Raw genomic sequence first — 25643 nt, 5'->3', positions numbered from 1 at the left:
GCGAGCCCCTCACCGGGCGCCCCCACCGACGTGGGCATCGGTATCGGCGTCGGCCTCGTCGCGGAGCAGCGGGAGTTCGACGGTGAACACCGCGCCGCCCCGGGGCAGGTTCGCCGCCCGGATGCGCCCCCCGTGCAGGCGCACGTTCTCCGCCGTGATGGCCAGGCCAAGACCGCTGCTCTGGCTCCTGGTCCGTGACGTGCTCGCCTTGTAGAACCGCTCGAAGACGTGCGGCATGGCCTCCTCGGCGATCCCCGGTCCGTTGTCGGTCACCTCGATGACGGCCCACGCCATGTCCGCACTCTCCTCCCGCACCCCCACAGTCAGCCGCACGGGTTGCGCCCCGTGCCGCAGCGCGTTGCCGACCAGGTTGGCCGTCACCACATCGAGCCTGCGCGGATCGACGCGCGTACGGAGCACACCCGGCCCGGGCAGCCGGGTCTCCACCTGCTCCTGCCACCCCCGGGAGGCGAGGGTGCGCCGTACGGACTCGGCCAGGTCGATCTCGTCCCGGTTGAGTTCGACCACCCCCGCGTCGAAGCGGGAGATCTCCATCAGGTCGTTCACCAGTCCGCTCAGCCGGCCCGTTCCCTCGCTGATGAGCCGCAGCGCGTCGCCCGTCTCCCCTCCCAGACTCAGCGCTTTCTCGTCCAGCACGTCGGTGACCGCAGACATCGCCGCCAGCGGGGTGCGCAGCTCGTGGGAGACGTCCGCCACGAAGCGGCGTGCCTGGGCCTCCAGACGGCGCAACTCACTGACGGTACGCTCCAGTTCGGCGGCCGTTTCGTTGAAGGACCGGGAGAGGTCGGCCAGTTCGTCGGAGCCGGTGACGGCCAGCCGTACGTCGAGGTGCCCCGCGGCCATCCGGCGCGTCGCCCCGCGCAACGCGCGTACAGGACGCAGTACGCCGCTCGCGGCGAGCAGCGCCAGGACGACGGCGAGGCAGAACGCCACCGCGGTGGCACGTTCGATGCCGCTGACCATGGCCTTGACGTACGCCTCTTCGGTGTTCTGCGGTACCTCCAGGTACATCACGATCCCGGAGAGCCTGGACTCCCTGCCCTCGCCCCAGGTGTACGTGATGGGCATACCGACGACGAGACGAGGGTGCCCGTCCACGTTCACCCGCTGGAACACCGCGGCACGTCTGTCCCTTACGGATCGGCGCAGTTCGGGGCTCAGCTCGTCGAAATCAGCGCTCGGCGCGTAGGCGCGGAGGCCGCCGTACGTGGCCATGACCCGCCACCCCGACGACGGGTTCGTGTACAGCACCTGGTTCACCGCGGACTGGAGAGCCGACCGGTCCGGGGCGGTGGGGAGGTAGGGCGCGACGGCGTTGACGCTCGTACGGAACTGGTGGATGACGGAGTCCTGGCTCTGCTGGAGCACTCCCGTGCGCGCCTCGCGGAAGGCGAGGAGGCCGGTGCCCAGGGCGCCGGTCATGGCCACCAGGACGAAGGCCGCCAGCAGGCGGGGGCGCAGGCCGCGCAGGGGGAGCGGGATGCGCGCCAAGGTCGCACGGAGGAACCGCAGGGGGTCGGTTCGCCGTACGTGGCCGGTTCCCCGTACGGGGCCCGTTCTCCGGACGGCCTCGTCGGCCTCGTCGGCCGTGGTGGCTTCGTGCAGATGCTCGGCCTCGCGTGCCCGCACGGTTCTCCGCGCTCGCGCGGTCTTCTGCATCCGCGCCGTCTTCTGTGTCCGCGTGGATATCCGGCCGCCGCTCATGGGGTGCCGAAGCGGTAGCCGAATCCGCGTACGGTCTGCACGTACTGGGGATTCCTGCCCTCCGCGAGCTTGTTGCGCAGTCGCTTCACGCAGGCGTCCACGAGCCGTACGTCGCCGTGGTAGCTGTGTTCCCAGACCGCTTCCAGCAGCTGCTGGCGGCTGAACACCTGGCCTGGCGAGGCCGACAGGGTCAGCAGCAGCCGCAGTTCGGAAGGGGCGAGGGCGACGGGTTCGCCGCGGTGCGTCACCACGAGGCCGGCCCGGTCCACGACGAGCTCGCCGTGCGTCTCCAGCCGGGGCCGGGCGCCGTCCGGTACCGACGTGTCCTGTCTTCGCAGTACGGCCCGTATCCGTGCGTCGAGCACCCGCGCCTGCACGGGCTTGACCACGTAGTCGTCCGCGCCGGCCTCCAGACCCACGACCACGTCGATGTCGTCCCCCCGGGCCGTCACCATGATGATCGGGACCTGGTCGCGGTCCCTGATCCGGCTGCACACCTCCAGGCCGGAGATGCCGGGCAGCATGAGGTCGAGTACGACGACGTCCGGCCGGAAGGGGCGGAGCTGTTCCAGCCCCTCTTCGCCCGTTCCCACGGCGAAGACCTCATGCCCTTGATGCCGCAGACCCAACTGGACGGCACTGCGGACATCGTGGTCGTCCTCGACGATCAGGATCCGTGGCATTTCGACAGTCTAAGCAGCTCGGATGGCGTGGCCGTCCTGAGGAAGACCCGCTCCGAGGGCCGTTACACAACGATCACAACGGCCCGGGGGTACGGGTGTTCCGGTCCGAATTGGCCGAAGCCGCCATGAAACCGCACGTCGTTACTCTTTTATTACAGTCCCCGCACATGGCGGTCAACTGAAATGGCCAGTTTGAGCTGCCATGCATTCGGCACGACAGCGGCAATCCGCACCCCCTACCGCCAGCACCGCGTCCGCCCATCGCGTCGGCCGTCGGCGCCGGACCTCCCATCGCCGGGGACACCCGCGCCGCCGGGGCCGGAGTCTGCTGGTCGGTGCGCTGGTGGCCGTCGGCCTGCTGGTCCCGGCGACGTACTTCCTGGGGGGCGGGCGGAGCGACGCGTCAAGCAGTGCGCCGCGCCCGCCGAGCACACACGTCGCCCGCACTCCCGCTCCCACCGCGCCGCCCCCCAAGCCCACCCCCTCTCCCACGCCGCCGCCTTCCCCGAGTCATACCCCGAGCCATCACGGGACCGAGGTCCCCTCGAAGGGCAGCGGGACATTCGTCACCGCGCAGGCCGGTGGCGCGACGGTGGGCAGCGGTTCCCACCCGCTGCGCTACGTGGTGGAGATCGAGACCGGCCTCGACACCTCGGCGTCCCAGGCGGCGAAAGAGATCGCCGGGATACTCGCCGCCCCGCGGGGCTGGACCCACGATCCGGACTACGCGTTCCAGCTGGTGAGCGCGGGGGCGCCGCACGATCTCACGGTGAAGATCGCGACACCGGGCACGGCGGACTCCCTGTGCTGGGCGGGCATCCACCAGGACACCGGAGGCGAGTACAACTGCGAGGTTCCCGGCGGGGTGGTGGTGAACCTCAGGCGCTGGGTCAAGGGCTCGCCCACCTTCGACGGGCCCATCCACGACTACCGGGCGCTGATCATCAACCACGAGATGGGGCACTTCCTCGGCTACTCGCACGTGACCTGCGCGGGCGCCGGACGGCTGGCCCCCGTGATGATGCAGCAGATCAAGGGCTTGCACGGATGCGTCGCCAACGCCTGGCCCTATGACAAGAACGGTGACCTGGTCACCGGGCCGCCCGCATGACCGAGGACGTATGACCGGGACGTATGACCGGGACGTATGACCGAGGCCGGTCACCGGGTCTGCGTCACCGGGTCTGCGTCATCGAGGCCGGTCATACGGGGATGCGTCACTGAGGCCGGTCGCCGAGGCCGGCCCTACGCGGTTGCGCCACCGAGGCGGGCCGCCACGGGGGGCGGCCGTTACAGCTCGGTCATGTGCTGAACCCATGGCCATGAACTGTCGGCGCCACTGTGAACTCCGCGTTCTTCCTAGTGCCTGTCGCGGCACTGGCTCCCAGGAAGCCCCCCCCTCTCGATCGGATGAAAGTCAATGAATCGATCCCGCACTGTCCGGAGACTGGCCGTGGCAGTGACCCTGCTGCCGCTGCTGGCGGCTTGCGGCACCGGCACCGGCTCGGAATCCCACTCGGCGAAGGGAGGGAAGACCACGGCCGGATCGTCGGGGCAGCTCGACATCCCCGCCGACGCGAACGCCGATCTCAAGAAGCAGTACCTCCTGGAGAACGCGATCGCGGCCTGCATGAAGAAGCAGGGGTTCACCTACACCGCCGTGGCCCCCGAGGACCCCGCCGCCTCCTGGACCACTGACGGGGCGGACTACGCGCTGACGAAGAAGTACCGGCAGAAGTACGGGTTCGGCATCTATTCGGGCATCGTCTACCCCAACGACGCCAGTTCACCGGGCAGTACGGCCGCTCAGAAGGACTCGGGCAGGACGCCCAACGCGGCCTACGTGGACACGCTCACTCCCGAGCAGAAGACCGCGTACAACAAGGCGTTGGGCACTCCCCCCGACCCGAAGACCGGGGAGAAGGGCTGGACCGGCTGCCAGGGAGAGGCCGACAGGTCGGTCTACGGCTCAGCGACGGCCCAGGAGCGGAGCACCAGAACCGCGAGCCAGAACCAGGCCAACGCGCAAGCGCTCAACGGCGATCCGAAGCTGGTCGGGCTGGCGCAGTCGTACGCCTCCTGTCTGACGAAGGACGGCATCTCCGTGACGACCACGCAGCCGACCGGCATCGGGGACATGGTCAGGCTCCAGGCGCTCAAGTCCGCTCCGGCCGGCGCCGGTGGTGTCTCCCCGGTCGGCGACGACGGGAACACCCGTAATTCCATGAGCAAGAAGGACGCTCTCCCTCTGCTCACCAAGGACATTCAGCTGGCGATGCAGGACCTGAAGTGCGGCAAGGAGTTCCGGGCCGCCTACTTCCCGAAGTTCCTGAAGGCCCCGACGAGCGGTGGCGGTGCCGGGTGAGGAAGCGCCCCAAGCTGATCGGCACCCGTTCCGGACAGCTGACCGTCGTCGTCGCCGCGGTGGCGCTGGTCGGAGCGGGCGGCTGGTTCGCCGGAACGCGGATGCAGTCGCCTGCGGACGCCGCCGCCGCGCACCGGCCGCCGACGGCGCGTCCGGTCACCGTCACGGTCGAGCGGCGCTCGCTGACCGCGAGTGTGGTGGCCCAGGGCTCGGTCGGGTTCGGCTCGCCGCGGAAAGTGACCCTGGCCGGGCTGGTCGGGTCCCCGGACGCCGGGGCCGGGTCCGGCGATTCGGGGGCCGGCGGCGGCGTCGCCCAGCGGGTCACCAAGGCACCCGCCGCCGGGGCGGAGTTGAAGGAGGGGGATGTGCTGATGCAGGTGAGCGGGCGGCCGGTGCTGGTGCTGCGGGGCACCGTGCCGATGTACCGCACGCTGGGCCCCGGCGCCTCCGGGGACGACGTCAGGCAGCTCCAGCAGGCATTGACCCGGCTGGGCTTCAACCCCGGTTCTGCCAACGGGACGTACGGGCAGTCGGACGCCGCGGCGGTGAGCCGCTGGTACAAGAGCAAGGGCTACCACGCCATGGAGCCCACCGTCGCCGACAAGCAGCAGCTGGGAACGCTCGAAGCGGCCGTGACCACCGCGCAGCAGGCCCTCCTCGCGGCACAGAATCCGGGCGGCGGCTCCGAGAAGACCGGCGGCTCCGATGGGACCGGTGACTCCAAGGGGGCCGGCGCCTCCGGGCGATCCGGCAGCGGCTCAGGCAGCGGCGCGGGCACCGGCGGGGACACCGCGAAGCTACAACTCAAGGCGGCTCAGCAGCAGTTGGACGCCGCCGACGCCGCGCTCTCCGCCTTCCAGGCCGGTTACGGAACCAAGGTCCCCGCCGGTGAGGTGGTCTTCCTGCCCGACCTCCCGGCCCGGCTGGACAAGGTCTCCGCAAAGACCGGGGACACCCCCTCCGGGCCGGTCGCCACGGTGACCAGCTCCAAGGTGGTGGTGCAGGCCGTGGTCCCGGCCGACGACGCCAAGCTGCTCCACAAGGGTATGCAGGCCCGGGTGGAGACCACCGACGGCACGAAGGTGGACGGAGAAGTGGTGGCACTCGCCGGCGACGTGCCGAAGGACGACCCGACCGATGCCGGCAAACAGCAGGGGACCCCGGACGGCGGGAGCGAGGACACCTCGGCTCCCGTACCGGTGCAGATCTCCGTACCGGCGGGGAAGCTGACCAAGAACGCCAGCGAATCCGCGAAGGTCACCATTGAGGTGGGCTCGTCGCACGGCAAGGTGCTTGCGGTGCCCGTCGCCGCGCTGCACACCTCTGCCGACGAGAAGGCCCGGGTGCAGGTCGTGCGCGGCGGCAAGGTGGTGGACGTCTCCGTCGAGGCCGGGCTCTCCGCGGACGGTCAGGTGGAGGTCACTCCGTCGTCCGGTGCCGCCCTGAAGGCCGGCGACCAGGTGGTGGTAGGGCGATGACCGGTCCGCCGTCCTCCGCCGCGCCCGATACGGACACCGTCATCCAACTGAACGCCGTGGACCGGACCTTCGACTCCGAACCGCCGGTGCACGCCCTGCGGGACGTGAACCTGACGGTCCGGCGCGGCGAGCACCTGTCGATCGTCGGCCCGTCCGGTTCCGGCAAGTCGACACTGCTCAACACCCTGGGGTTGCTGGACCGCCCCACCTCGGGCGCCTACTGGCTCGACGGGGTGGAGACCAACGCGCTCGGTGACCTGGAGCGCACCGCGTTGCGCGGCAGCCGGATCGGGTTCGTCTTCCAGTCCTTCCACCTGCTGCCGTACCGGACGGTCGACGAGAACGTCATGCTGGCCGAGACCTACCGCAGGCCGCGCCCCGGGCGCGGCCGGGCGGGCCGCGCCGCCAGGGCCGGGCAGGCACTGGAGCGGGTGGGTCTGGCGCACCGGGCCGGCTTCCGGCCCGACCGGCTCTCCGGCGGCGAGCGACAGCGGGTGGCGATCGCCCGGGCGCTGATGAGCGAGCCCGCCCTGCTGCTCTGCGACGAGCCCACCGGAAACCTCGACAGCGAGAACACCGGGTCGGTGCTGGACCTCTTCGGCCGGCTCGGCGAGCAGGGCATGACGCTGGTGGTGATCACTCACGAGGAGGCGGTCAGCCGGCGGGCCGACAGACGGGTGAGGATCAGCGACGGACGACTCACCGAGGAGCACCGATGAGGTCCCGGACACGCGATGTGCAAGCCGCGGCTGTGCAGGCTGCGGGCGGGCAGGCCGCGGGCCTGCAAACCGCGGACGTGCGAGCTGCGGCTCCCGTGGGCACAGCACGGGCCGGGGGTGCTGTCGAGCGTCCCTGGATGGACCTCAGGGACCTGTGGTCCGAGGCGCTGGCGGGGGTGCTCGCCCGGCCGATGCGCTCCGCCCTGACCACGCTGGGCACCGTGCTGGGCATCACCACCCTGGTCATCACCATCGGAATCTCGTCCACGGCGGGCAACCAGATCGTGGGCCGGTTCGACGCCCTCACCGCCACCTCGGTCACGGTGGGGGTGCCCTCCGTGGCCTCGGCCGGCTCCGGTCCGCTCGTGGAGTGGTCGGGTGTCGACGCGGTACGCAGGCTGGCCGGGGTCGAGTCGGTGGCGGCGATCGCCGACTCCCAGGAGACCGCGAGCGTCGAGGTGCGTTCCAACGACGTGGTCGCTCCCGGCGAGGTCAGCGGCCAGACCATGGCGGTCGTCGCCGCGTCTCCCACGCTGCCCGCCGCGGTACGGGGCGCGATGACCGCCGGGCGCTTCTTCGACGACGGGGACATCGCCCGGCACGACCGGGTGGCGGTCCTCGGCGACCAGGCGGCGCGGCTCCTCGGCATCAGCTCGGTCGAGGACGCTCCCGCGGTCTTCCTGAAGGGCCAGGCGTACACGGTGATCGGGATACTCGGCGGAGTGGAGCGGGAACAGCAGCTCGCCACCGCGGTGATCCTGCCGCCCACGACGGCCGCGGACCGGATGGGGCTGGGAACCGTGACCCGGGTACTGATCAACACCTCGCTCGGCGCGGCGAACCAGGTCGCCCACCAGGCACCGGTCGCGCTGGCCCCCGGCGCCGGGGCCTCCCTGACCGTGACGGCGCCTCCCGATCCGGCCAGGGCCCGCAAGGGAGTGCAGGGCGACGTCAACGGCCTGTTCCTGGTCCTCGGGCTGGTCTCGCTGGTGGTCGGGGCCATCGGTATCGCCAATGTGACGCTGGTGACGGTCATGGAGCGGATCGGGGAGATCGGCCTGCGCCGCGCCCTGGGGGCCTCGCGGCGGCAGGTCGCCGGCCAGTTCCTGGTGGAGTCGACGACCATCGGACTCCTCGGCGGTGTCGTGGGCGCCGCCCTGGGCATGGTCGTGGTGGTGATCGTCTCCGCCGTGAGGGAGTGGACCCCGGTCCTGGACGTCCGCCTCGCCATCGGAGCCCCGGTCGCCGGAGCCCTGGTAGGACTCCTGGCAGGCCTCTACCCATCACTGCGGGCCTCTCGCATGGAACCGGTCGACGCCTTGCGCTCCTAGGAGTGCACCACGGGAGACGGGGCAGGAGCGGTCGGTGAGGGCCGCGCCGGAAGCAGGCCCGCCGAGACCGTTCCGGTGGGGGACACCCCGGCGGACGCCGAAGGCCGGCATGCCACCGCGGTTCGGATGCGCTTGACTCGTACAAGAAGGCGCTGGCCGAACCGCAGAGGAGGAGATCACGAGTGAACTGGAAGCTTGGCGAGGAGTTCGAAACGCCTGAAGGGACGGTGCGGTGGGGAGCCATCGGCAGCGGGGACCCGATCGTGCTGGTGCACGGCACCCCGTACTCCTCTTTTCTCTGGCGGGACATCGCGCCGGCGCTCGCCCGTAGCCGCACGGTCTTCGTCTTCGATCACCTCGGCTTCGGGCAGTCGGACCAGCGCGAGGGCCAGGACCTCAGTCTGGCGGCCCACGCGAGGAACTTCGCCCGGCTCCTCGACCACTGGGAGCTGTCCCGCCCCAGCGTCGTCGCCCACGACATCGGCGGGGCCGTGGCACTCCGGACGCTGCTGCTGGAGGAGAGGGAGTACCGGGACCTGACCCTCTTCGACGCGGTGAGCGGCGGTGACTGGGAGCGAGGGCTCTTCCAGCTCATCCTGGAGCACCCAGACGTCTTCCAGCAGCTTCCCGACTACGCTCACGAAGCGCTCGTCGCCAGCCATATGCGGCACGCCACGCAGGTCGGCCTCCGGCCGGAAGTCCTCGACACGTTCCTCGCACCGTGGCGAGGGGCAGCAGGGCAGGCCGCGTTCTACCGCCAGTACAGCCAGATCAGGCAGGCGGACACCGCCGCGTACGAGAACCTGCTCGGCAGCATGTCGCTTCCGGTGCGACTCATCTGGGGCCGCGAGGACCGCATCCTCCCCCCGCATTACGCGGAGTGGCTGCACGCGCGCATCCCGCACGCCGAACTGCACTGGATCGAGGGCGCGGGCCACCTCCTCCAGGAGGACGCACCGGGGCAGTTGTCGGCCTTCCTCAACGCCGGGTTCCCCTCGGACGGATGAGGGGACGCGCGGGCCGGTAGCCCGCCGACAGACATGTCGGTGGACGGCGGACGACGGGCGTAAAGGGTGGGCGTGGGCCCAGGGCGGAGCGTCGTCCCACGTCCTTGGCGGGACGGAACCTCGGCGCGCCGCATCACGACAGGCTCAGGCCGAGGACAGCTGTTCTGCTATCTCTTTGACCCAAGCGGCCCTCTTCGATGGATCGTTGAGGGAGTTCGCCCACTCGTCCGGGGTCAGCCGGTGGTTGGTGGGGCCTGCTTTGAGAGCGATGAGAAGGGCTCTGGCCGAGTCCCGCATTTCGGCCGTCGTGTCGCCGCTCCCGCTGATGTCAGCGCCCGCCGCCAGCCCGTACAGTTTTCGCGCCATGGCCTGGCGTTCACCGTTCTGCACCTTCTTCCAGAACTTCAGGGCCTCCTTCAGGGCGTCCTCGCGGGATGCGGGCTCGGCCGCGGTCTCGTCCGCCGCCCAGCGTTCGGGGTGGCGGGCCCCGTCGTAGCGCTTCATGCCCGCGCGGCCCGCCTTGTAGGCGGTGACGCCGAGGATGAGGCCGGCCGCACCCGCGGCGAGGCCCCAGCCGACCGGGTTGCTCGCCAGGCCGGCTCCTCCGGCCGTGGCGGCGACCGCCGTCACGATGCCGCCCGCGGCCTTGGTGGACTCGCCCACGGCGGTGAAAGCCTGCTTGCCCATCTTGTTGCGCTGCTTGCCGAGCGCGTACGTGTGCACCGTGTTCATCGTGTTCAGGTCTTCGGCGCGCCGCACGTCTCCGGCGGCGTTCCGGGCGTTACCCATCGCTGCCCAGGCCGTATCGATGGCCTCGGAAACGCGCTCCAGGCGGTCTTCGCCCTCGTGGTCCCAGTGGGCATCCAGTGCGACGTAGGCCTCGGCCGCTGCCCATTCGGCTTCCTGCCGAGCCTGGTTCAGCCGGGCCAGCGCCCCCTCGTCGGTGCGGTCGGGCCTCCGGAGCTCTTTCAGGGCACGGTATTTGCGTGCCGTCAGGCCGAAGCGGCCCGCCGCGCGGGCGCCTTTCACCGCGCCGAAAGCACTGGAGGTGATACCGCTCGCCTCGGCCGCCGACATGGCGTGTGCCGCCTTCTCGGCCTTGGTCAGCTCCTTGGCGATACCGAGGGCGTAGTTTCCCGCGCCTGCGGCGCTGACGAGCGCGTCGCCCGTTTTGGAGTTGGCCTTCTTGGCCGCCGCGTGGAAGGCGGCCCCGCTCTTGTGCTTCTCGGCGTCCTTCTTGGCTTTGGCCGCCTCCATGCCACTGAGAAGGGCGCCGGCGGTCTCCGTGAAGAGGTTCTCGGACGCGGCGGCGGCCCCCGACGAGCCGGCGGAGTGTTTGAGGCCCTCGTTCACTGTGGCGGAGGCTTGCTGGGAGAAGCCCGCGTTGGCAGGGACCTGGACGCCCTTGACGAAGGTGTCGATGAATTCGAGATTCTTCTTGAGTTTGTCGAGGACCGCGGCGATCCGGCCGCGGTAACTCTTCGACCCGGTGGGCGCGTTGCCGTTCTCCGGTGCCTTTTCCTTCGCCCTGCCCCGGCCCCGGGCGCGCTGCACCGCTGCGGTCGCGGCTCGGTTGCCGGCGCTGGACTGGATCTGGAGGAGGGCGCGCTCCGCCGGTTTCCTGGCCGGGCTCCCGGCACGGCTCCGGTCCCAGCGCAGCCGGTTCGGCGTCAGGGCAGCCGCCGGCTGCCGAGTCGAGGTGCGGTGGGCCGGGGTGCTCATGGACGTACCTCTCCTGTGCCGGACCGGGGCGAGTGAAAAGTAGCCAGGCGTAGCCAACAGAAGGGGCACAGCGGGGAAATTCTTCACGGACGGTGTCAGTCGCACCTTCCGGGCCGGGATCAGCGGCCGCTGGGGGTGCTGCCCCGGCGGTTCGGCGGCAGACCGGTCTGACGCTGGAAGAACGCGGTGGAGTCGGCGGCGTCGGTGAAGCCGACGCGCTCGGCGCAGCGGGCGGCGGGCGGCCCGGTCCTCATCCGGGCAGATCCCGGAGGCCGGGCCGCCCCCAATTTGGCTGCTCCGCCGTCAGGCGCGGCAGCGCAGCATCTCGAACGCCGGGTTGGCCCGGTAGTCCGCCCAGAACTCGTCCCCGTACGCGGTGATCCCGGCGGGCGACACCTCGGTCGGTACCCAGGTGATCTCGCTGAACCCCGCCTTGGCCAGGGACTCTTCGAACACCTCGCGGCGTGCCAGGCCGGAGGTGAACGAGATCGGCGCCCCCTCCAGCAACGCCGTGGTCCTCACCCGGGGCCCGGTTCCGAACTCTTCACCCGTCAGCTCGGTGAGGAACCCGTACGCGCGTGGCGACGGCCCGGAAAAGTCGTAGTCCGGCGTCTGGTGGAGCATGAAGAACTCGCCACCGCTCCTCAGGCTCTCGTGCACCTTGCGGCACAGGTGCTCGAACTCATCGGCGGTCTCCGCGTAGTTGAGCAGCATCACCGCGGTCGCTATATCGAATCGCTCCACCGCGAGCGACAGGTCGGCCACATCGCCGACCTCGTAGCGCACACCCAGCGGGTCGGCCTGCTCGATTCCCTGCGCGGCGCCGATCATCTCGCCGGAGATGTCGACGCCGAACACGTCTGCCGCGCCGCGCCGCTTCAGCTCACGGCTGTAGAAGCCGGTGCCGCAGGCCAGGTCGATCACTTTCTTGCCGGCGACGTCCCCGACCAGACCGAGGAAGCTGGGCGCTTCCACGTACTGGGCCAGCGGCAGGGCCTTGAAGACCTCGAACGCCTCACCGATCTCGTCGTACGTCTGCTGTGCGCTCATCGCACACTCCTCCCGTTGTGGTGCCCTTGCCCCCCGGACACCCCGCCAGTCTCTCCAAACGCGGCAGCAGGCCCGTACTGGCAGAAGCTCCAAAGATCGGAGGGCTCGGGCGCCGGTCGCACGAACGCCGGCGGCGGGCTGCTTGGTCTGCCGACCGGCAGGTACGGCTGCGTCAACTGCCGCTGCCTGTCCGCGTGTTGAGCGCGCGGCCGGAGGGTTGGCCCAGGAGCTGTGGTCTACCGGGATGCGTCGGGGTAGACGGCGGTCGCACGGATTTCGACGAGAAGTCCCGGGCTGGCGAGGCCGCTGACGCCGATCAGCGACCAGGTCGGGAAGGGCGCCTTGATGAGGCGCTGCTTGGCTTCGGCGAAGCCGGGCATGTGCTGGTGGATGTCGACGTGGTAACTGGTCACGTCGACGAGGGCGGACAGGTCGAGGTTCTCCAGCCGGAGGATCTCCTCGATGCGCCGGATGGCGATCTCGGTCTGCTCCTCAATGGTGTCCGGGATGGTTCCGTCGGCGCGGCGGCCGATGGTTCCCGCGATGAACAGGAGGCCATCCGCGCGGACCGCGGCGGAGTAGCCGAAGCGCGCGAAGGCGTTGGTGGTCTCTCCGAAGACTTCGGAATCCTCGGGGATCTCGACGGTGTGGGTGGTCATTGCGATGAGTTTCCTTTTTCGTCGACTGGGTTTGTCTTCTGGCTCGGCCATGGAGTCGGGGGGCTCAGTTGCCCCACCGGGAGGAACCGCAGGCATGCTCCAGCCGGGTCTGGCCGAAAGCGTCGCGTTCACGGAGGAGTTCACCGGGAATCGCATACCTGGGCGCGTTCTTCGGATCCTTCGCTGCTTGCGCGACGATCGCGTCGGTGAGTGAGCGGACCATTTCCAGCCGTGGATAAGCGGTGTGGACGGCGTCGGCCTGCTCGTCGGTGACGGCGTCGAGGTGGTCGGTTCCGAGCGGCCCGCCGAAGTCGAGCGCGACGCCCTCGCGGACGAGTACGCAGAGCGTGCCGCGGCGTTCCGCGATGCCGGGCGAGGTGTGCAGGGCGATGGCCTGCCAGACCTGGTCGGCCTCGGCGGTGGACGTCCCCTGCTGAATGAGGAATTCGGCGGCCCGGTCGGCGCCTTCGACCTCGAAACGCTGGCGGTGCGGGCCGTCGGGCGCGACGCCCAGGTCGTGCATCGCGCAGGCGGCGAAGAGCAGGTCGTCGTCGTAGTCCCGGCCGGGGGCCAGGTCGCAGCGGGCGGCCGCCAGCCTGGCGAACAGGTAGGTACGGACACTGTGGTTGAACAGGGAGGGTGTGTGCACCGGCCGGATGAGGTTCACAACGGCGCCGGCGAGAGGTGTGCCGGGCAGTGTGACCAGGTCGGTGGCTTCCTCGTGGAGAGATCCGGTCATGACTTCATCGTCGCCGCGGCCCCGCCGCCCGACCAGTGGCAAAAATCCCTTACTTCGATAGGATTTTGCCACGGCGGCATCGAGTCGCGGTCCCGGCGCCGGACGGGATCACCCCGCCCGTCGCCATGACCGTCGGTCAGGGTTCTGAAGCGTCACCGCCGACGAAGTGTGAACTCGTCGACGCTGTGGCCCGGTTCAGGGTCCCGGGACTGGCTGCTGGGCGCGGTTGGCGCACCAGAAGGTGCGTCGGTAGGCGGTGGGTGTGGTGTCGAGTGCGCGGCGGAAGTGCAGACGCAGGTTGGCGGCTGTGCCCAGCCCGCAGTCGCTCGCCACCCGGTCCACGGGGTGGTCGGTGCTTTCCAGCAGTTCGCGTGCCCGGCTGAGCCGGGCATTGAGCAGCCACCGCAGTGGGGTCGTGCCGGTCTCCTCGGTGAACCGGCGGATGAAGGTGCGCTGCGACAGGCCGGCGTGGCGGGCGAGCACCGGCAGCGTGAGTGGCTCTTCGAGTCGCTGCAGGGCCCATCCCCGGGTCGCGGAGAGCGAGGCCTCACCGGCCACCGCGATGGGAGCGGGTACGTATTGAGCCTGCCCGCCGTCCCGGTGCGGGGCGGCGACCAGGCCGCGGGCGATCTCGTTGGCGATCCCCGCCCCCAGGTCGCGGCGCACGATGTGCAGGCAGAGGTCGATACCGCAGCACACCCCGGCCGAGGTGAGGACGTCCCCCTCGTCGACGTACAGAACGTCGCGGTCGACCGTGACGGCGGGGAAGTCCCGCTCGAGTTCCTCGATGTGTTTCCAGTGGGTCGTGGCGTGCAGGCCGTCCAGGAGGTCCGCCGCGGCCAGCGCGAAGGCTCCCGTGCAGATCGACACCACGCGCCGACCACGGCCGCGGGCCTCGGCCAGCGCGGCGAGCACGGCGTCCGGAGGACGGCCGACCGGCTCGAACCCCGGCACGATCACGGTGTCGGCGGCGCGTACCTGTTCCAGGCCCCCACTTGCGACCAGCGCGAACCCTGCGGTGGTGGTCACCTTCGCGTCGAGCGCGCACAGGGTCATCTCGTACGGGGTTTCCGGCCGGGCGTTGAAGATCTGCGTCGGGATCGCCAGGTCGAGCGGGGTGACCCCGTCCAGCGCGAGGACCGCGACTCGATGTACTGCCATGGCAGAATCCTAATGGAGTGGTGGATTTTTGCCACTGCCCGGAGAGGCCCGGAGAGGCCCGGAGAGGCCCGGAGAGGCCCGGAGAGGTGGGGCACGGCGGAGCCGCCCGGGACCGGCTGCAGGTGGGCCTGACTCCCGCACGAACTGCCGCCGAAGAGCACGAGACAGCCATCGCTCAGCCGGGATTCACGCGGAGTTGGTGTTGGCCGACTTGGATGAGCAGCTGCAGCCCGTACGCCAGGCATGAGCAACTGGAGCCGTACGCCCCAGCATCCGCGCCCACGTGAGGAACTCCATTGACGACCGATCCGGTCACCCCGAGGCCCGAGTCCGAGCCCGGCGGCAGCACCACGACGACGAGCGCCGCCACCCGCCGCCGGTTCCTCCAGAGTGTGGGGGCCACCGCCGGAGCGGTGGCGCTCGGCGGGATCGCCGGTGCGGGCCCCGGGTACGCCGCTCCGAACGCGGGGTACGTCTTGCCGAGGGGCTTCAAGGGCCAGATGTCGGACCTGAAGCACGTCGTGATCCTGATGCAGGAGAACCGGTCCCTCGACCACTACTTCGGCACCTTCCCCGGCATACGCGGCTTCAACGACAAGCAGGCCCTGCGGTTCCAGGACGGCACCACCGTCTTCCAGCAGAAGGACGGCAACGGCACCATCACCACCCCGAAGGCCGACGACGGCGCCTGGGGCAACGACCACGGCGCCTGGGGCGACGCCAACCACCGCAAGTGGGACATGTGGGTGCAGCACTCCGGCGCAAGTTGCATGAACTACCACAGCGACGCCTACATGAGCTTCTATCACTCGGTCGCCGCGCAGTACACCATCGCCGACCAGTACTTCTGCTCCGAGTTCGGTCCGACGGACCCCAACCGGAAGTACCTGTGGAGCGGCACCGCCAACGCTGAGACGGGCAACACCGACGAGTCCAACTACTCCCGTCCCTGGATCACCGTGGCCGAGCAGCTCCAGCAGGCCGGCATCGACTGGCGGCTCTACTCCGACAACAGCGGCAACGGGCGGCAGGGTTACGTCAGCAGCTGGGTCGGCGACTACGGCGACAACGAGCTGAAGTACTTCAAGGGATTCGACCCGGAGGGGCTGAGCGCCGACGACCCCAAGCTGCGGCCCGGCACCGGGCTGATCTGGCGCGGCAACGCCACGTACTACTCCGGCATGACATCACCGAGCGGCGATTCCGAGGCCAACCTCGACGCGGTGCTCAAGGACCTCCACGACGCCTGCCAGCCGGGCGCGGAGCACCCGTTGCCGGCGGTCTCCTGGATCGTGGCGCCGTACGGCTGGTCCGAGCACCCGGGCGCGGACACGATGCACGGCGAGCGCTACGTCAAGAAGGTCCTCGACATCCTGCAGGGCAACTCCGACATCTGGGACCACACCCTCTTCATCCTCAACTACGACGAGAACGACGGGAAGTTCGACCATGTGCTGCCGCCGTGGCCGGAGGCGGGCACGGCGCGGGAGTACGCCGGCGAGTACCCGCTCGGCTTCGGCGCGCGGGTGCCGATGCTGCTGGTCTCGCCGTGGACCCGCGGCGGCCACGTCGCATCGGAGGTCTTCGACCACACCTCGACGATCCGGTTCCTGGAGACCTGGGCTGCCCACCTCGGCAAGCCCTTCACCTGCCCCAACATCAGCGACTGGCGGCGCTCGATCGCGGGCGACCTGACCAGCGCCCTCGACTTCGCCCACCCGCAGCCTGGGCCGGCCGCCTTCGCGGACCCGCTCGCCGAACAGCCAGTGTCGATCAGCGCCGGCCACATGAAGCCGCGCCCGCTGACCTTCCATCCGCACGCGACCCTCGTGGAGGACCACGCGTCGGGGAAGGTCACCGCCACGATGACCCTGACCGGCGGCCCGAAGGGCAAGGCCGTGAGTTTCCAGGTGTTCCCGGACAAGCACCAGGCGTTCTCCAACACGCCGTTCACCGTCACCGCGGGCAAGCCGCGCGAGTACACCTGGGACACCACGGCCACCGACGGCGCGTACGCCTTCTCGATCTACTGCAACGACGGCTTCGTACGCTCCTTCGCCGGGCAGGTGGCACCGGCCGGCGCGAAGGGCGGTGGCCTCCCGCGCGTGCAGGCCGCCCTGCTCAAGGACGAGGGCACCGAGCACGGCGGCCAGGTGAAGCTCAGGCTGCACAACGACGGTACCGAGGCGGTGCGCTACACGCTCACCGCCCACGACTACCTCGGCGGCACCCGTAGCGTCACGGTGCGCGGCGGCAGGACGACGGACGTCAGGTGGCCGACCCAGCAGGGTTACTACGACGTGGTCCTCACCGTGGACACCGACACCAGCTGGACGCAGCGGTACGCGGGACGGATCGCCGTGTCCAGAGAGGGCTGATCAGCCAGAACATCCGTTGCGCGCGGCGTCCCGGCCCGCGCGCAACGGATGCACTCCGCAGCTCGGGGGAGCGGTGTCGGAAGCCTGTCGGCGGTGGTGGGTGATCTGTCGGCGGTATGTCGGTGGAGGGTGCGATCTTGGGCGGGCCGGTGCTCCCCATGAGCGTGCCGGCCCCGAGAGCAAGGAGCCTTTATCGTGTCTTCCGCATCCCAGAGCCGGCCGTGGGACGTTCACCGGCTGCCGACCGCCGAGGGCAGGACCTTCCTGGTCACCGGCGGCAACGCCGGGATCGGCTACTTCGTGGCCGAACAGCTCGCCGCCACCGGGGCCATCGTCGTACTCGGCAGCCGGGACGCCGCCAAGGCCGACGCCGCCATGGCCTCGATCCGCTCGCGCGTCCCCGGCGCGCACGTACGCCACCTTCCACTGGACCTCGCCGACCTGGGCTCCCTGAAATCCGCCGTGGACAGGCTGGACCTCGACCGTCTCGACGCGGTGGTCCACAACGCGGGGGTCGCGCTGGACGACCCGCCGCGCCGGGAAACCGGGGACGGTCACGAGCTGATGTTCGGCACCAACCACCTCGGCCACTTCGCTCTCACCCAGTGGCTGGCCCCCCTGCTGTCGGCGGCACCGGCGGGCCGCGTCGTGACGGTGGGAAGCTTCGCGGCGCGGTCCGAGCGACTGGACCTGGACGATCTGCAGTCGCTCCGGGACTACCGGCCCAAGCGCACCTACGGCCGGTCGAAGCTGGCGCAGATGTCCTTCGCCTTCGAACTCGACCGCCGCCTGCGTGCCGTCGACAGCACGGTGCTCAGCGTGGTGGCCCACCCCGGCGGCGCGCTGGACTCCCTCACCCCGTCCCGCCCGCCGGTACATGCGCGAACCCCCGGCGAGCGGCTGCGCGGCCTGCCCGCCGGGCTCCTGGTGCAGGGCAAGGACGCCGGAGCATGGCCCGTCGTACGTGCAGTCCTCGATCCGGCGGTGCGGGGAGGGCAGCTGTGGGGGCCGAGGGTCTTCGGCCTGCGCGGCACACCACGGTGCGAGCCGGTCCCCTCACATATGGCCGACCGGGCCGTCGCCGCCCGTCTGTGGGCCGCCGGCGGCGAGCTAACGGGCACCGACCCGCACCTCGGCTTCCGGTAGGCGGAGCCGCACGCGGGGGCGGTAACGGCCCGCCCCCGCCGGGGCCCCGTTCCTACAGCCCTGCCGCCCGCGACAGGTCAGCCTTGATCGCCGCCAGGACCCGGTCCGCCCGGGTCCTGGCCGCCGGGACGCCGTCGATGGAGTCCACCGGGAGGACCACCTCCAGGTAGCACTTGAGCTTCGGCTCGGTGCCGCTCGGGCGGACGATCACCCGGGCGCCCTCCAGCTGGTAGCGCAGGCCGTCCGTGGGCGGCAGGTGTTCCGTGCCGTCGGACAGATCCTCGGCGCTCGTTACCTTGAGGCCCGCCAGCTCCGTCGGCGGCTGCTCGCGCAGCCGGCGCATGGCGTCGGTGATCACCGACAGGTCCTCGACGCGCACCGAGAGCTGGTCCGTCGCGTGCAGCCCGTGCCGGACGGCCAGTTCGTCGAGCAGGTCGAGCAGCGTGCGGCCCTCGGCCTTCAGTACCGAGGCCAGTTCGGCGACGAGCAGGGCCGCCGTGATGCCGTCCTTGTCGCGCACGCCGTCGGGGTCGACGCAGTAGCCGAGCGCCTCCTCGTATCCGTACCGCAGGCCCTCGACGCGGGCGATCCACTTGAAGCCGGTCAGCGTCTCCTCGTACGGGAGCGACGCCGCCTCCGCGATCCGGCCGAGCAGCGACGACGACACGATCGACTCGGCGAACGTGCCGGTCACCCCGCGCCGCACCAGGTGCGCCGCGAGCAGCGCGCCCAGTTCGTCGCCGCGCAGCATCCGCCAGTCGCCCTCGTACGGGACGGCCACCGCGCAGCGGTCCGCGTCCGGGTCGTTGGCGATGACGATGTCGGGGGCGGCGCGGCGGGCGGTCGCGAAGGAGAGGTCCATCGCGCCCGGCTCCTCCGGGTTGGGGAAGGCGACCGTCGGGAACGCCGGGTCGGGCTCGGCCTGTTCGGTGACGAGCACCGGCTCCGGGAAGCCCGCCCTGGCGAACGCGGCGAGCAGGGTCTCCGTGCCGACGCCGTGCATCGCCGTGTAGACGGTGCGGGCGGTGCGGGGGGAGCCGGAGGTCAGTACGGCGTCCGTACGGGACAGATAGGCGCCCAGGACGTCATCGCCGAGGATCTCCCAGCCGCTCTCGGGGCGCGGTACGTCGTGCAGGCTCCGCACCGCGTCGATCCGCGCGGCGATCCCGGTGTCCGCCGGGGGCACGATCTGCGACCCGTCACCGAGGTAGACCTTGTAGCCGTTGTCGCGCGGCGGGTTGTGGCTCGCGGTGACCTCGACGCCCGCGACCGCGCCGAGGTGGCGGATGGCGAAGGCGAGGACCGGGGTGGGCAGCGGGCGGGGCAGCACGGCGGCGCGCAGTCCCGCGCCGGTCATGACGGCCGCGGTGTCCCTGGCGAAGTCCGCGGACTTGTAGCGGGCGTCGTAGCCGACGACGACCAGGCCGCCGGCCTGGCCCTGTGCCTTGAGGTACGCGGCGAGGCCGGCCGCGGCGCGTATGACGACGGCGCGGTTCATCCGCATCGGCCCCGCGCCCAGCTCTCCGCGCAGGCCGGCCGTACCGAACTGGAGGGTGCCGCCGAAGCGGGCGGCCAGCTCGGCGGTGGCGGCGCCGCCCTCCGTGTCGCCCGTGGCCGCCTCGATGAGCCGTGCCAGCTCTTCGCGGGTGTCGGGGTCGGGGTCCTCCGCCTGCCAGGTCTCGGCACGGGTGATCAGATCCTGCTGCACGGTGGTCTGCCTTTCGTTCCTCACGGTGGGTAGGGCTGGTGGTGCCCGTGACCGGGGCTCCGCCCCCAGGCCCCGCTCCTCAAGCTCCCCCGGCTACCGCCGGGAGGTACCACCGGCAGAGGCTGAAAGATGTCCTCAATCGCCGGACGGGCTTGATCCTGCTGCCATCGAGGAGCGGGGGCCGGGACGGGCGCGTCAGATCCGCTCCAGGACCTTCGAGAGCAGCGATCCCATCCGCGCGGCCGAGTCACGGCCGGCCTGCAGTACCTCTTCGTGGTTGAGCGGCTCGCCGGTCAGTCCGGCCGCCAGGTTCGTGACCAGCGAGATGCCGAGCACCTCGGCTCCGGCCTCGCGTGCGGCGATGGCCTCCAGCACCGTGGACATGCCGACCAGGTCGCCACCGAGCACCCGGACCATGTTGATCTCGGCGGGCGTCTCGTAGTGCGGGCCGGGGAACTGGACGTACACGCCCTCTTCCAGTGTGTTGTCGACCTCCTTGCACAGCGCGCGCAGCCGCGGCGAGTACAGGTCGGTGAGGTCCACGAAGTTGGCGCCCATGATCGGCGAGGTGGCCGTCAGGTTGATGTGGTCACTGATGAGGACCGGCTGGCCGGGGCGCATCCCGGCGCGCAGACCGCCGCAGCCGTTGGTCAGGACGACGGTCTTGCAGCCTGCCGCGACGGCGGTGCGCACACCGTGCGAGACGGCGGCGACCCCGCGGCCCTCGTAGTAGTGGGTACGGCCCAGGAAGACCAGCGCGCGCTTGCCTCCGACGGCGTACGAGCGGATGCGTCCGCCGTGGCCCTCGACGGCGGGCGGCGGGAACCCGGGCAGTTCTGTCACGGTGAAATCGGCCACGGGCGTGCCCAGGGCGTCGACGGCCGGCGCCCAGCCGGAGCCCATGACGAGGGCCACATCGTGGGTCTCAGCGCCGGTGAGCTCACGGAGGCGGGTGGCGGCGGCGTCGGCGGCGACAGTGGGGTTGTCGGCGGCGACCTGGAGGTCCGGGTTAACTGAAGCGTTCACGCCGAAGAGGGTAACCGTTCTGGGCCTACGCGCGTAGATGTCTCGGTGGACGGACTTGGGATCGTTGTCTTGTCGTTTCCGACGAACGCCCGGCGAGGGCCCCTGCGGGGCGCCCCCGCTGCCCTCAGCAGGGGCGCTTGCGGAGCTCCATCACATAGTCGTGCGGCGCTCCCGCGGACTCGGCGGCGTCGGCCAGCTCACCCAGGTACCGAGCCGACGGCAGCCCGCCCTCGTACCCGTTCAGTACATAGATCCAGGCGGGCTCCTCGCCCTCCATGGTGTCCACCCGGACCCGCATCCGCCGGTATATGTCGAGGCCGACGCCCTCCCAGCGGTCCATCGAGTCCTGGTCCATCGGGGCGATGTCGTAGACAGCGACGAAGACCTGCGAGCGCGGCGCCTCGACCAGGGTGGCGAGCGCGCCCTCCCAGCCCATGTGCTCACCGCCGAAGGTCAGCCGCCAGCCGTTGAGCCAGCCGGTGCCGCGCAGGGGGGAGTGCGGAGCGCGGCGACTCATCAGCCGCGCGTCGAGGTTGCCGGCGTACGCGGCGTAGAGCGACATGCTGTCGAGGGTACGACAGTGGGATTTCGGGGCCGGGTCACTTCGCCGCGACGGCCGTCCGGAAGAGTGCCCCGGGGCACGTCCGACCGGCCGGGGGCGCTCCGGGGGTGCCCCCGGGGTGAAGCATCTTGAAGAGTGCGGGACAATGAAGCACGTACTGCATTCCCCGGGGGCACCCCCCGGACCCCCGGCCGGGGCGGCAGTGCGGCCGGGGTGACAACGCGAGGCGGATTTTTCGTGACCCGGATCGTGATCATCGGCGGCGGACCTGGCGGATACGAGGCGGCCCTGGTGGGCGCCCAGCTCGGCGCGGAGGTGACCGTCGTCGACTGCGACGGACTCGGCGGCGCATCCGTGCTCACCGACTGCGTGCCCTCCAAGACCCTGATCGCCACGGCCGAGGTGATGACGACCTTCGACTCTTCGTACGAGGAGTTGGGCATCATCGTCGCCGACGACACCCCACCGCTGGAACGGGCGGCCCGGGTGGTCGGCGTGGACCTCGGCAAGGTGAACCGGCGGGTCAAGCGGCTCGCGCTCGCCCAGTCCCACGACATCACCGCATCGGTCACCAGGGCCGGCGCCCGGGTGATGCGCGGCCGCGGCCGGCTCGTCGGGCAGCAGGCGATGGACGGCTCCCGCCAGGTGGTCGTCACCGCAGCCGACGGCACCGAGGAGACGCTGACGGCCGACGCGGTCCTGCTCGCGACCGGCGGGCACCCCCGGGAGATCCCGGACGCGCAGCCGGACGGCGAGCGCATCCTGAACTGGACGCAGGTGTACGACCTGGACGAGCTGCCCGAGGAGCTCATCGTGGTCGGCTCCGGTGTCACCGGCGCCGAGTTCGCAGGCGCCTACCAGGCGCTCGGCTCCCGCGTCACGCTCGTCTCCAGCCGTGACCGGGTGCTCCCCGGCGAGGACCCGGACGCCGCCGCCGTCCTGGAGGACGTGTTCCGCCGCCGTGGCATGAACGTGATGGCCCGCTCGCGCGCCGCCGCCGCCAAGCGGGTGGGCGACCGGGTCGAGGTCACCCTGGCCGACGGCCGGGTCATCTCCGGCACCCACTGCCTGATGGCGGTCGGCGCCATCCCCAACAGTGCGGGCATGGGTCTGGACGAGGCCGGGGTCCGGCTGAAGGAGTCCGGCCACATCTGGACCGACAAGGTCTCCCGTACCAGCGCACCCGGCGTCTACGCGGCCGGTGACGTCACCGGGATCTTCGCCCTCGCCTCGGTCGCGGCCATGCAGGGCCGTATCGCGATGTACCACTTCCTCGGTGACGCGGTGCAGCCGCTGAACCTCAAGACGGTCTCCTCCAACGTCTTCACCGACCCGGAGATCGCCACCGTCGGTTACACCCAGGCCGACGTCGACTCGGGCAAGATCGTGGCGCGCGCCGTCAAGCTGCCGCTGCTGCGCAACCCGCGCGCCAAGATGCAGGGCATCAGGGACGGCTTCGTCAAGATCTTCTGTCGCCCGGGTACCGGCATCGTGGTCGGCGGGGTGGTCGTGGCCCCGCGGGCCAGCGAGCTGATCCACCCGATCTCGATCGCGGTCGACAACAACCTGACGGTGGAGCAGATCGCGAACGCCTTCACCGTGTACCCGTCGCTCTCCGGCTCGATCGCCGAAGTGGCACGGCAGTTGCACACCCGGAAGATGGCCGGCGAGGCCTGACGCGAGGGGCGTTCGCGCCCCGTATACCACTTGCTGACCCAATCTGTGCGCAACTTCTGTTTTTCGGCGCAAAGTGCTGAGAACTATCGGCCGGTCAGGTTACTGTCTGTTTCGTGTTCGCTGCTGAACGTCGCCAATTGATCCTTGAAATGGTGCGTGCCAACGGGGCCGTGTCGCTCCGTGAGCTCGCCCGTGTCGTCCAGACCTCCGAAGTGACCGTACGGCGGGACGTGCGGGCGCTGGAGGCAGAAGGACTCCTCGACCGCCGTCATGGCGGTGCGGTACTGCCGGGTGGTTTTACGCGAGAGTCCGGCTTTCCGCAGAAATCCCATCTCGCGACCGCCGAGAAGACGGCCATCGCCGATCTCGCCGCCGGGCTCGTCGAAGAAGGCGAAGCCATCGTGGTGGGCGCGGGGACGACCACACAGGAGCTGGCCCGCCGGCTCGCCCGCGTCCCAGGACTGACGGTGGTCACCAACTCCCTCCTGGTGGCCCAGGCGTTGGCCCATGCCAACCGGGTCGAGGTGGTGATGACCGGCGGCACGCTGCGCGGGTCCAACTACGCGCTGGTGGGCAGTGGTGCCGAGCAGTCCCTCCAGGGGCTGCGGGTCTCCCGCGCCTTCCTCTCCGGCAGCGGGCTGACCGCCGAGCGCGGTCTCTCCACCTCCAACATGCTCTCGGCCAGCGTCGACCGGGCACTGGTGCAGGCCGCCGCGGAGGTGGTGGTCCTCGCGGACCACACCAAGCTGGGCACCGACACCATGTTCCAGACCGTGCCGACGGATGTGATCACCCGGCTGGTCACCGATGAACCGTCCGCCCAGGACGACCGTGCGGCAACGGAGTTGCAGGCGCTGGCCGACCAGGGCGTCCAGATCGCGGTGGCCGGGCAGAGCGGCGGTGCGGGAGGTGAGACCGCACCCGGCGGGCGGCCGCCCCGCAGGGACATGCCGCTCCCCGGGCAGCGGCGTACGCACCCGGGCGGACCGGGCCCGCAGCCGCTGCGCAGCGCTGCCTCGCTCGCCGAGCAGCAACAGCACCAACAGCAGGCGCGGGTGGCCGACATGCGCCGCCGCTAGCTTCTGCCCGGCGGATCACGTGGCTGTCAGGCCGACGGGGTGTTGTGCGCGGCATGGGGCGGGGCTCTCACCCGGTATCAGCCAGGTGGGGAAGCGCTCAGTTGACGCCCCCGTCGAACTGGGTGCTGACGGCACCGCCCGTACCGGGGAACGACTTCTCTCCAGTCAGGTAGGGCTCATACTGCGTCCGGCCGAGCAGGTGGTCAGCGAAGTAGGCGCTCACGTAATCCTTGGTGATCCGGCGCTGCCGCTGCTCCGAGAGTTCCTTCTGATCGGTCTGGGGGGCGGTGGCTCCGAGGAACTGGGACTTGCAGGTGCCTGGCTTGCTGCCGGGAACGGCGTCGTCATGTGCGCTGACCTGGCCGCTGCTGGGTGACCACTGCTTGTTGTAGAAGTCGTGGACACCGCCCCGCACCGTGTACTGGCCTATCGGCGCGCTGTTGTCGTCCTTGTTCCAGTCGAAGAACTCTCCGGTGTTCACCTGGTCGCACGTGCCCCACATCACCGCGAACGATGTCTTGGTGATGGGATCGACGTCCCAGGTGGCGGTGGGCGCGAGAGTGAACGCCGCCTTGACGGACACGCCTTTGGGCCACGTATGACGGCTGCTGTCGGCGATCTCCTGCATCACTCCACCGCCGCCCATGGAGTGCCCGATCAGCCCCACGTTCTGCAAGTCCACATGGTTCTTGAAGTTCACCGGCGACGGGAGTCCGGACGTGGCATCGACGAAGCCGCCGCGCAGCGGGCCCCCGCCCGTCGACGACAGTTGCCGCCACATGCGCAACTGGGCGTTGATCAGTGCCGCGCGCTCCTGATAGACCGTGTCAGCCTGGCCGGGGGACGTCGAGTTGATGCCGTTCGCCCCGATGGAGACAACGACGAACCCCCGGCTTGCCAGATCACGGCCCAGGTAGTCGTATCCGAGATAGCTGGGGATCTGCCGCACCCCGGGTGCGCACGGCCAGGCCGACAGCCGGTCCGAGTCGGCCTTGATGATCGCCTCCTGCTTCGCCGCGTCGGCCGCGTCATCGCTCTGCTCGTCCTTCGCCAGCGCGGCTTGCGCCGCGGTGAGTGACGTGGAGGCGTCGGCGTCGGCGCAGGTATCCCAGAATCCGTGCTCGACCATGATCAGCGGGTGGGTGCCGGAGGAGATGTCGGCGGGGTAGTAAACGGCCCCGTCCAGCTCATTCCCGCCCACGTAGCCGAGAGACTCGGGCGGCTGAAAAGCCTCGTCGCCCAGGTTGTAGTGCACCTCGCTCACTCCGTGCCGCGCAGGCTGAGTACCGGCCCCACCGGCGGCAGCGAACGCCTCCGTCGAGGTGAAGCAAACAGCACAAGCGGTCAGGGGCGCGGCAAGCAGCAGCAATTTCGCACGCCCCGTGCGTCCAAGTTTCATGGGGTGGAGGGTAGGGAGGGAGTGTCAGG

22 protein-coding genes are annotated in these 25643 nt (G+C 70.5%); 10 read left to right on the top strand and 12 right to left on the bottom strand.

All coding sequences use genetic code 11. The features are described from left to right. Positions 1 to 9: 9 nt before the first annotated feature. Together OG452_RS12375 and OG452_RS12370 are read right to left on the bottom strand one after the other, a co-directional pair. On the bottom strand, positions 10 to 1725 hold the full coding sequence (locus tag OG452_RS12375) for a HAMP domain-containing sensor histidine kinase (protein WP_327295685.1): 1716 nt from the start codon (positions 1723 to 1725) through the stop codon (positions 10 to 12). Beyond that, a complete protein-coding gene (locus tag OG452_RS12370) occupies positions 1722 to 2408 on the bottom strand; it encodes a response regulator transcription factor (RefSeq protein ID WP_327295684.1) in 687 nt (228 codons plus the stop codon). Before OG452_RS12370 ends, OG452_RS12375 begins: the two co-directional genes overlap by 4 nt. 202 nt (positions 2409 to 2610) lie before the next feature. Here OG452_RS12370 and OG452_RS12365 point away from each other — a divergent pair, with 202 nt between their 5' ends. The 6 genes from OG452_RS12365 (at position 2611) to OG452_RS12340 (ending at position 9308) form a co-directional block, all read left to right on the top strand. Then, entirely contained in the window at positions 2611 to 3519 is a 909-nt protein-coding gene (locus OG452_RS12365; protein ID WP_327295683.1) for a DUF3152 domain-containing protein, read from the top strand. Between the two features lie 342 nt (positions 3520 to 3861). Continuing rightward, positions 3862 to 4773, top strand: a complete 912-nt coding sequence (locus tag OG452_RS12360; protein WP_327295682.1) for a hypothetical protein — start codon at positions 3862 to 3864, stop codon at positions 4771 to 4773. Further along, positions 4770 to 6251: a peptidoglycan-binding protein gene (locus tag OG452_RS12355; RefSeq protein WP_327295681.1), complete on the top strand. Its 1482-nt coding sequence runs from the start codon at positions 4770 to 4772 to the stop codon at positions 6249 to 6251. The genes OG452_RS12360 and OG452_RS12355 overlap by 4 nt, the downstream gene beginning before the upstream one ends. Next, the gene (locus tag OG452_RS12350) at positions 6248 to 6970 is read left to right on the top strand and encodes an ABC transporter ATP-binding protein (protein WP_327295680.1); all 723 of its coding nucleotides are present in this window, start codon (positions 6248 to 6250) and stop codon (positions 6968 to 6970) included. The genes OG452_RS12355 and OG452_RS12350 overlap by 4 nt, the downstream gene beginning before the upstream one ends. A gap of 137 nt (positions 6971 to 7107) precedes the next feature. Next, positions 7108 to 8301, top strand: coding sequence for an ABC transporter permease (locus tag OG452_RS12345; protein WP_327295679.1), 1194 nt, complete (start codon positions 7108 to 7110; stop codon positions 8299 to 8301). 182 nt (positions 8302 to 8483) lie between these two features. Then, a complete protein-coding gene (locus tag OG452_RS12340) occupies positions 8484 to 9308 on the top strand; it encodes an alpha/beta fold hydrolase (RefSeq protein ID WP_327295678.1) in 825 nt (274 codons plus the stop codon). A 144-nt stretch (positions 9309 to 9452) separates the two neighbouring features. On the opposite strand, the gene OG452_RS12335 is transcribed toward OG452_RS12340, so the two are convergent. The 6 genes from OG452_RS12335 to OG452_RS12310 form a co-directional block, all read right to left on the bottom strand. Next, positions 9453 to 11030: a hypothetical protein gene (locus OG452_RS12335; protein ID WP_327295677.1), complete on the bottom strand. Its 1578-nt coding sequence runs from the start codon at positions 11028 to 11030 to the stop codon at positions 9453 to 9455. 119 nt (positions 11031 to 11149) lie between these two features. Beyond that, positions 11150 to 11284 carry a hypothetical protein gene (locus OG452_RS12330; protein WP_327295676.1) on the bottom strand — a complete coding sequence of 45 codons (135 nt, stop codon included), beginning with the start codon at positions 11282 to 11284 and terminating at the stop codon, positions 11150 to 11152. A gap of 49 nt (positions 11285 to 11333) precedes the next feature. Beyond that, positions 11334 to 12080: a class I SAM-dependent methyltransferase gene (locus OG452_RS12325; protein ID WP_327295675.1), complete on the bottom strand. Its 747-nt coding sequence runs from the start codon at positions 12078 to 12080 to the stop codon at positions 11334 to 11336. Positions 12081 to 12316: 236 nt separating this feature from the next. Beyond that, a complete protein-coding gene (locus tag OG452_RS12320) occupies positions 12317 to 12739 on the bottom strand; it encodes a RidA family protein (protein WP_327295674.1) in 423 nt (140 codons plus the stop codon). Positions 12740 to 12803: 64 nt separating this feature from the next. After that, positions 12804 to 13478, bottom strand: coding sequence for an HD domain-containing protein (locus OG452_RS12315; protein ID WP_327295673.1), 675 nt, complete (start codon positions 13476 to 13478; stop codon positions 12804 to 12806). A 195-nt stretch (positions 13479 to 13673) separates the two neighbouring features. Continuing rightward, a complete protein-coding gene (locus OG452_RS12310; RefSeq protein ID WP_327295672.1) occupies positions 13674 to 14639 on the bottom strand; it encodes a GlxA family transcriptional regulator in 966 nt (321 codons plus the stop codon). Positions 14640 to 14935: 296 nt separating this feature from the next. On the opposite strand from OG452_RS12310, the gene OG452_RS12305 reads away from it, so the two are divergent. Beyond that, a complete protein-coding gene (locus OG452_RS12305; RefSeq protein WP_327295671.1) occupies positions 14936 to 17017 on the top strand; it encodes an alkaline phosphatase family protein in 2082 nt (693 codons plus the stop codon). A 195-nt stretch (positions 17018 to 17212) separates the two neighbouring features. Next, positions 17213 to 18163, top strand: coding sequence for an SDR family NAD(P)-dependent oxidoreductase (locus OG452_RS12300; RefSeq protein ID WP_327295670.1), 951 nt, complete (start codon positions 17213 to 17215; stop codon positions 18161 to 18163). 52 nt (positions 18164 to 18215) lie between these two features. On the opposite strand, the gene OG452_RS12295 is transcribed toward OG452_RS12300, so the two are convergent. The 3 genes from OG452_RS12295 to OG452_RS12285 form a co-directional block, all read right to left on the bottom strand. After that, positions 18216 to 19871, bottom strand: coding sequence for a phospho-sugar mutase (locus OG452_RS12295; RefSeq protein ID WP_327299598.1), 1656 nt, complete (start codon positions 19869 to 19871; stop codon positions 18216 to 18218). A 195-nt stretch (positions 19872 to 20066) separates the two neighbouring features. Continuing rightward, the gene (locus OG452_RS12290; protein ID WP_327295669.1) at positions 20067 to 20897 is read right to left on the bottom strand and encodes a purine-nucleoside phosphorylase; all 831 of its coding nucleotides are present in this window, start codon (positions 20895 to 20897) and stop codon (positions 20067 to 20069) included. A gap of 124 nt (positions 20898 to 21021) precedes the next feature. After that, the gene (locus OG452_RS12285) at positions 21022 to 21459 is read right to left on the bottom strand and encodes a gamma-glutamylcyclotransferase (RefSeq protein WP_327295668.1); all 438 of its coding nucleotides are present in this window, start codon (positions 21457 to 21459) and stop codon (positions 21022 to 21024) included. A gap of 237 nt (positions 21460 to 21696) precedes the next feature. Here OG452_RS12285 and OG452_RS12280 point away from each other — a divergent pair, with 237 nt between their 5' ends. Both OG452_RS12280 and OG452_RS12275 read left to right on the top strand, forming a co-directional pair. Then, on the top strand, positions 21697 to 23136 hold the full coding sequence (locus OG452_RS12280; RefSeq protein ID WP_327295667.1) for an NAD(P)H-quinone dehydrogenase: 1440 nt from the start codon (positions 21697 to 21699) through the stop codon (positions 23134 to 23136). A 113-nt stretch (positions 23137 to 23249) separates the two neighbouring features. Beyond that, positions 23250 to 24215 carry a DeoR/GlpR family DNA-binding transcription regulator gene (locus tag OG452_RS12275; protein WP_327295666.1) on the top strand — a complete coding sequence of 322 codons (966 nt, stop codon included), beginning with the start codon at positions 23250 to 23252 and terminating at the stop codon, positions 24213 to 24215. Between the two features lie 97 nt (positions 24216 to 24312). On the opposite strand, the gene OG452_RS12270 is transcribed toward OG452_RS12275, so the two are convergent. Next, positions 24313 to 25614, bottom strand: coding sequence for a poly(ethylene terephthalate) hydrolase family protein (locus OG452_RS12270; RefSeq protein ID WP_327295665.1), 1302 nt, complete (start codon positions 25612 to 25614; stop codon positions 24313 to 24315). Between the last annotated feature and the right edge of the window lie 29 nt (positions 25615 to 25643).

Origin of the sequence: Streptomyces sp. NBC_01197 (assembly GCF_036010505.1) — a bacterium.
Taxonomy (GTDB): Bacteria; Actinomycetota; Actinomycetes; order Streptomycetales; family Streptomycetaceae; genus Streptomyces.
The sequence above is the reverse complement of the archived record's forward strand: the minus strand, read 5'-3'. Positions and strand labels throughout refer to the sequence as shown.

Bases quoted from the DNA above. Each gene is read 5' to 3' on its own strand.
- OG452_RS12375 (WP_327295685.1), bottom strand. From the start codon at position 1,725: ATGAGCGGCGGCCGGATATCCACGCGGACACAGAAGACGGCGCGGATG.
- OG452_RS12370 (WP_327295684.1), bottom strand. From the start codon at position 2,408: ATGCCACGGATCCTGATCGTCGAGGACGACCACGATGTCCGCAGTGCC.
- OG452_RS12365 (WP_327295683.1), top strand. From the start codon at position 2,611: ATGCATTCGGCACGACAGCGGCAATCCGCACCCCCTACCGCCAGCACC.
- OG452_RS12350 (WP_327295680.1), top strand. From the start codon at position 6,248: ATGACCGGTCCGCCGTCCTCCGCCGCGCCCGATACGGACACCGTCATC.
- OG452_RS12345 (WP_327295679.1), top strand. From the start codon at position 7,108: ATGGACCTCAGGGACCTGTGGTCCGAGGCGCTGGCGGGGGTGCTCGCC.
- OG452_RS12335 (WP_327295677.1), bottom strand. From the start codon at position 11,030: ATGAGCACCCCGGCCCACCGCACCTCGACTCGGCAGCCGGCGGCTGCC.
- OG452_RS12330 (WP_327295676.1), bottom strand. From the start codon at position 11,284: ATGAGGACCGGGCCGCCCGCCGCCCGCTGCGCCGAGCGCGTCGGCTTC.
- OG452_RS12325 (WP_327295675.1), bottom strand. From the start codon at position 12,080: ATGAGCGCACAGCAGACGTACGACGAGATCGGTGAGGCGTTCGAGGTC.
- OG452_RS12320 (WP_327295674.1), bottom strand. From the start codon at position 12,739: ATGACCACCCACACCGTCGAGATCCCCGAGGATTCCGAAGTCTTCGGA.
- OG452_RS12315 (WP_327295673.1), bottom strand. From the start codon at position 13,478: ATGACCGGATCTCTCCACGAGGAAGCCACCGACCTGGTCACACTGCCC.
- OG452_RS12310 (WP_327295672.1), bottom strand. From the start codon at position 14,639: ATGGCAGTACATCGAGTCGCGGTCCTCGCGCTGGACGGGGTCACCCCG.
- OG452_RS12285 (WP_327295668.1), bottom strand. From the start codon at position 21,459: ATGTCGCTCTACGCCGCGTACGCCGGCAACCTCGACGCGCGGCTGATG.
- OG452_RS12270 (WP_327295665.1), bottom strand. From the start codon at position 25,614: ATGAAACTTGGACGCACGGGGCGTGCGAAATTGCTGCTGCTTGCCGCG.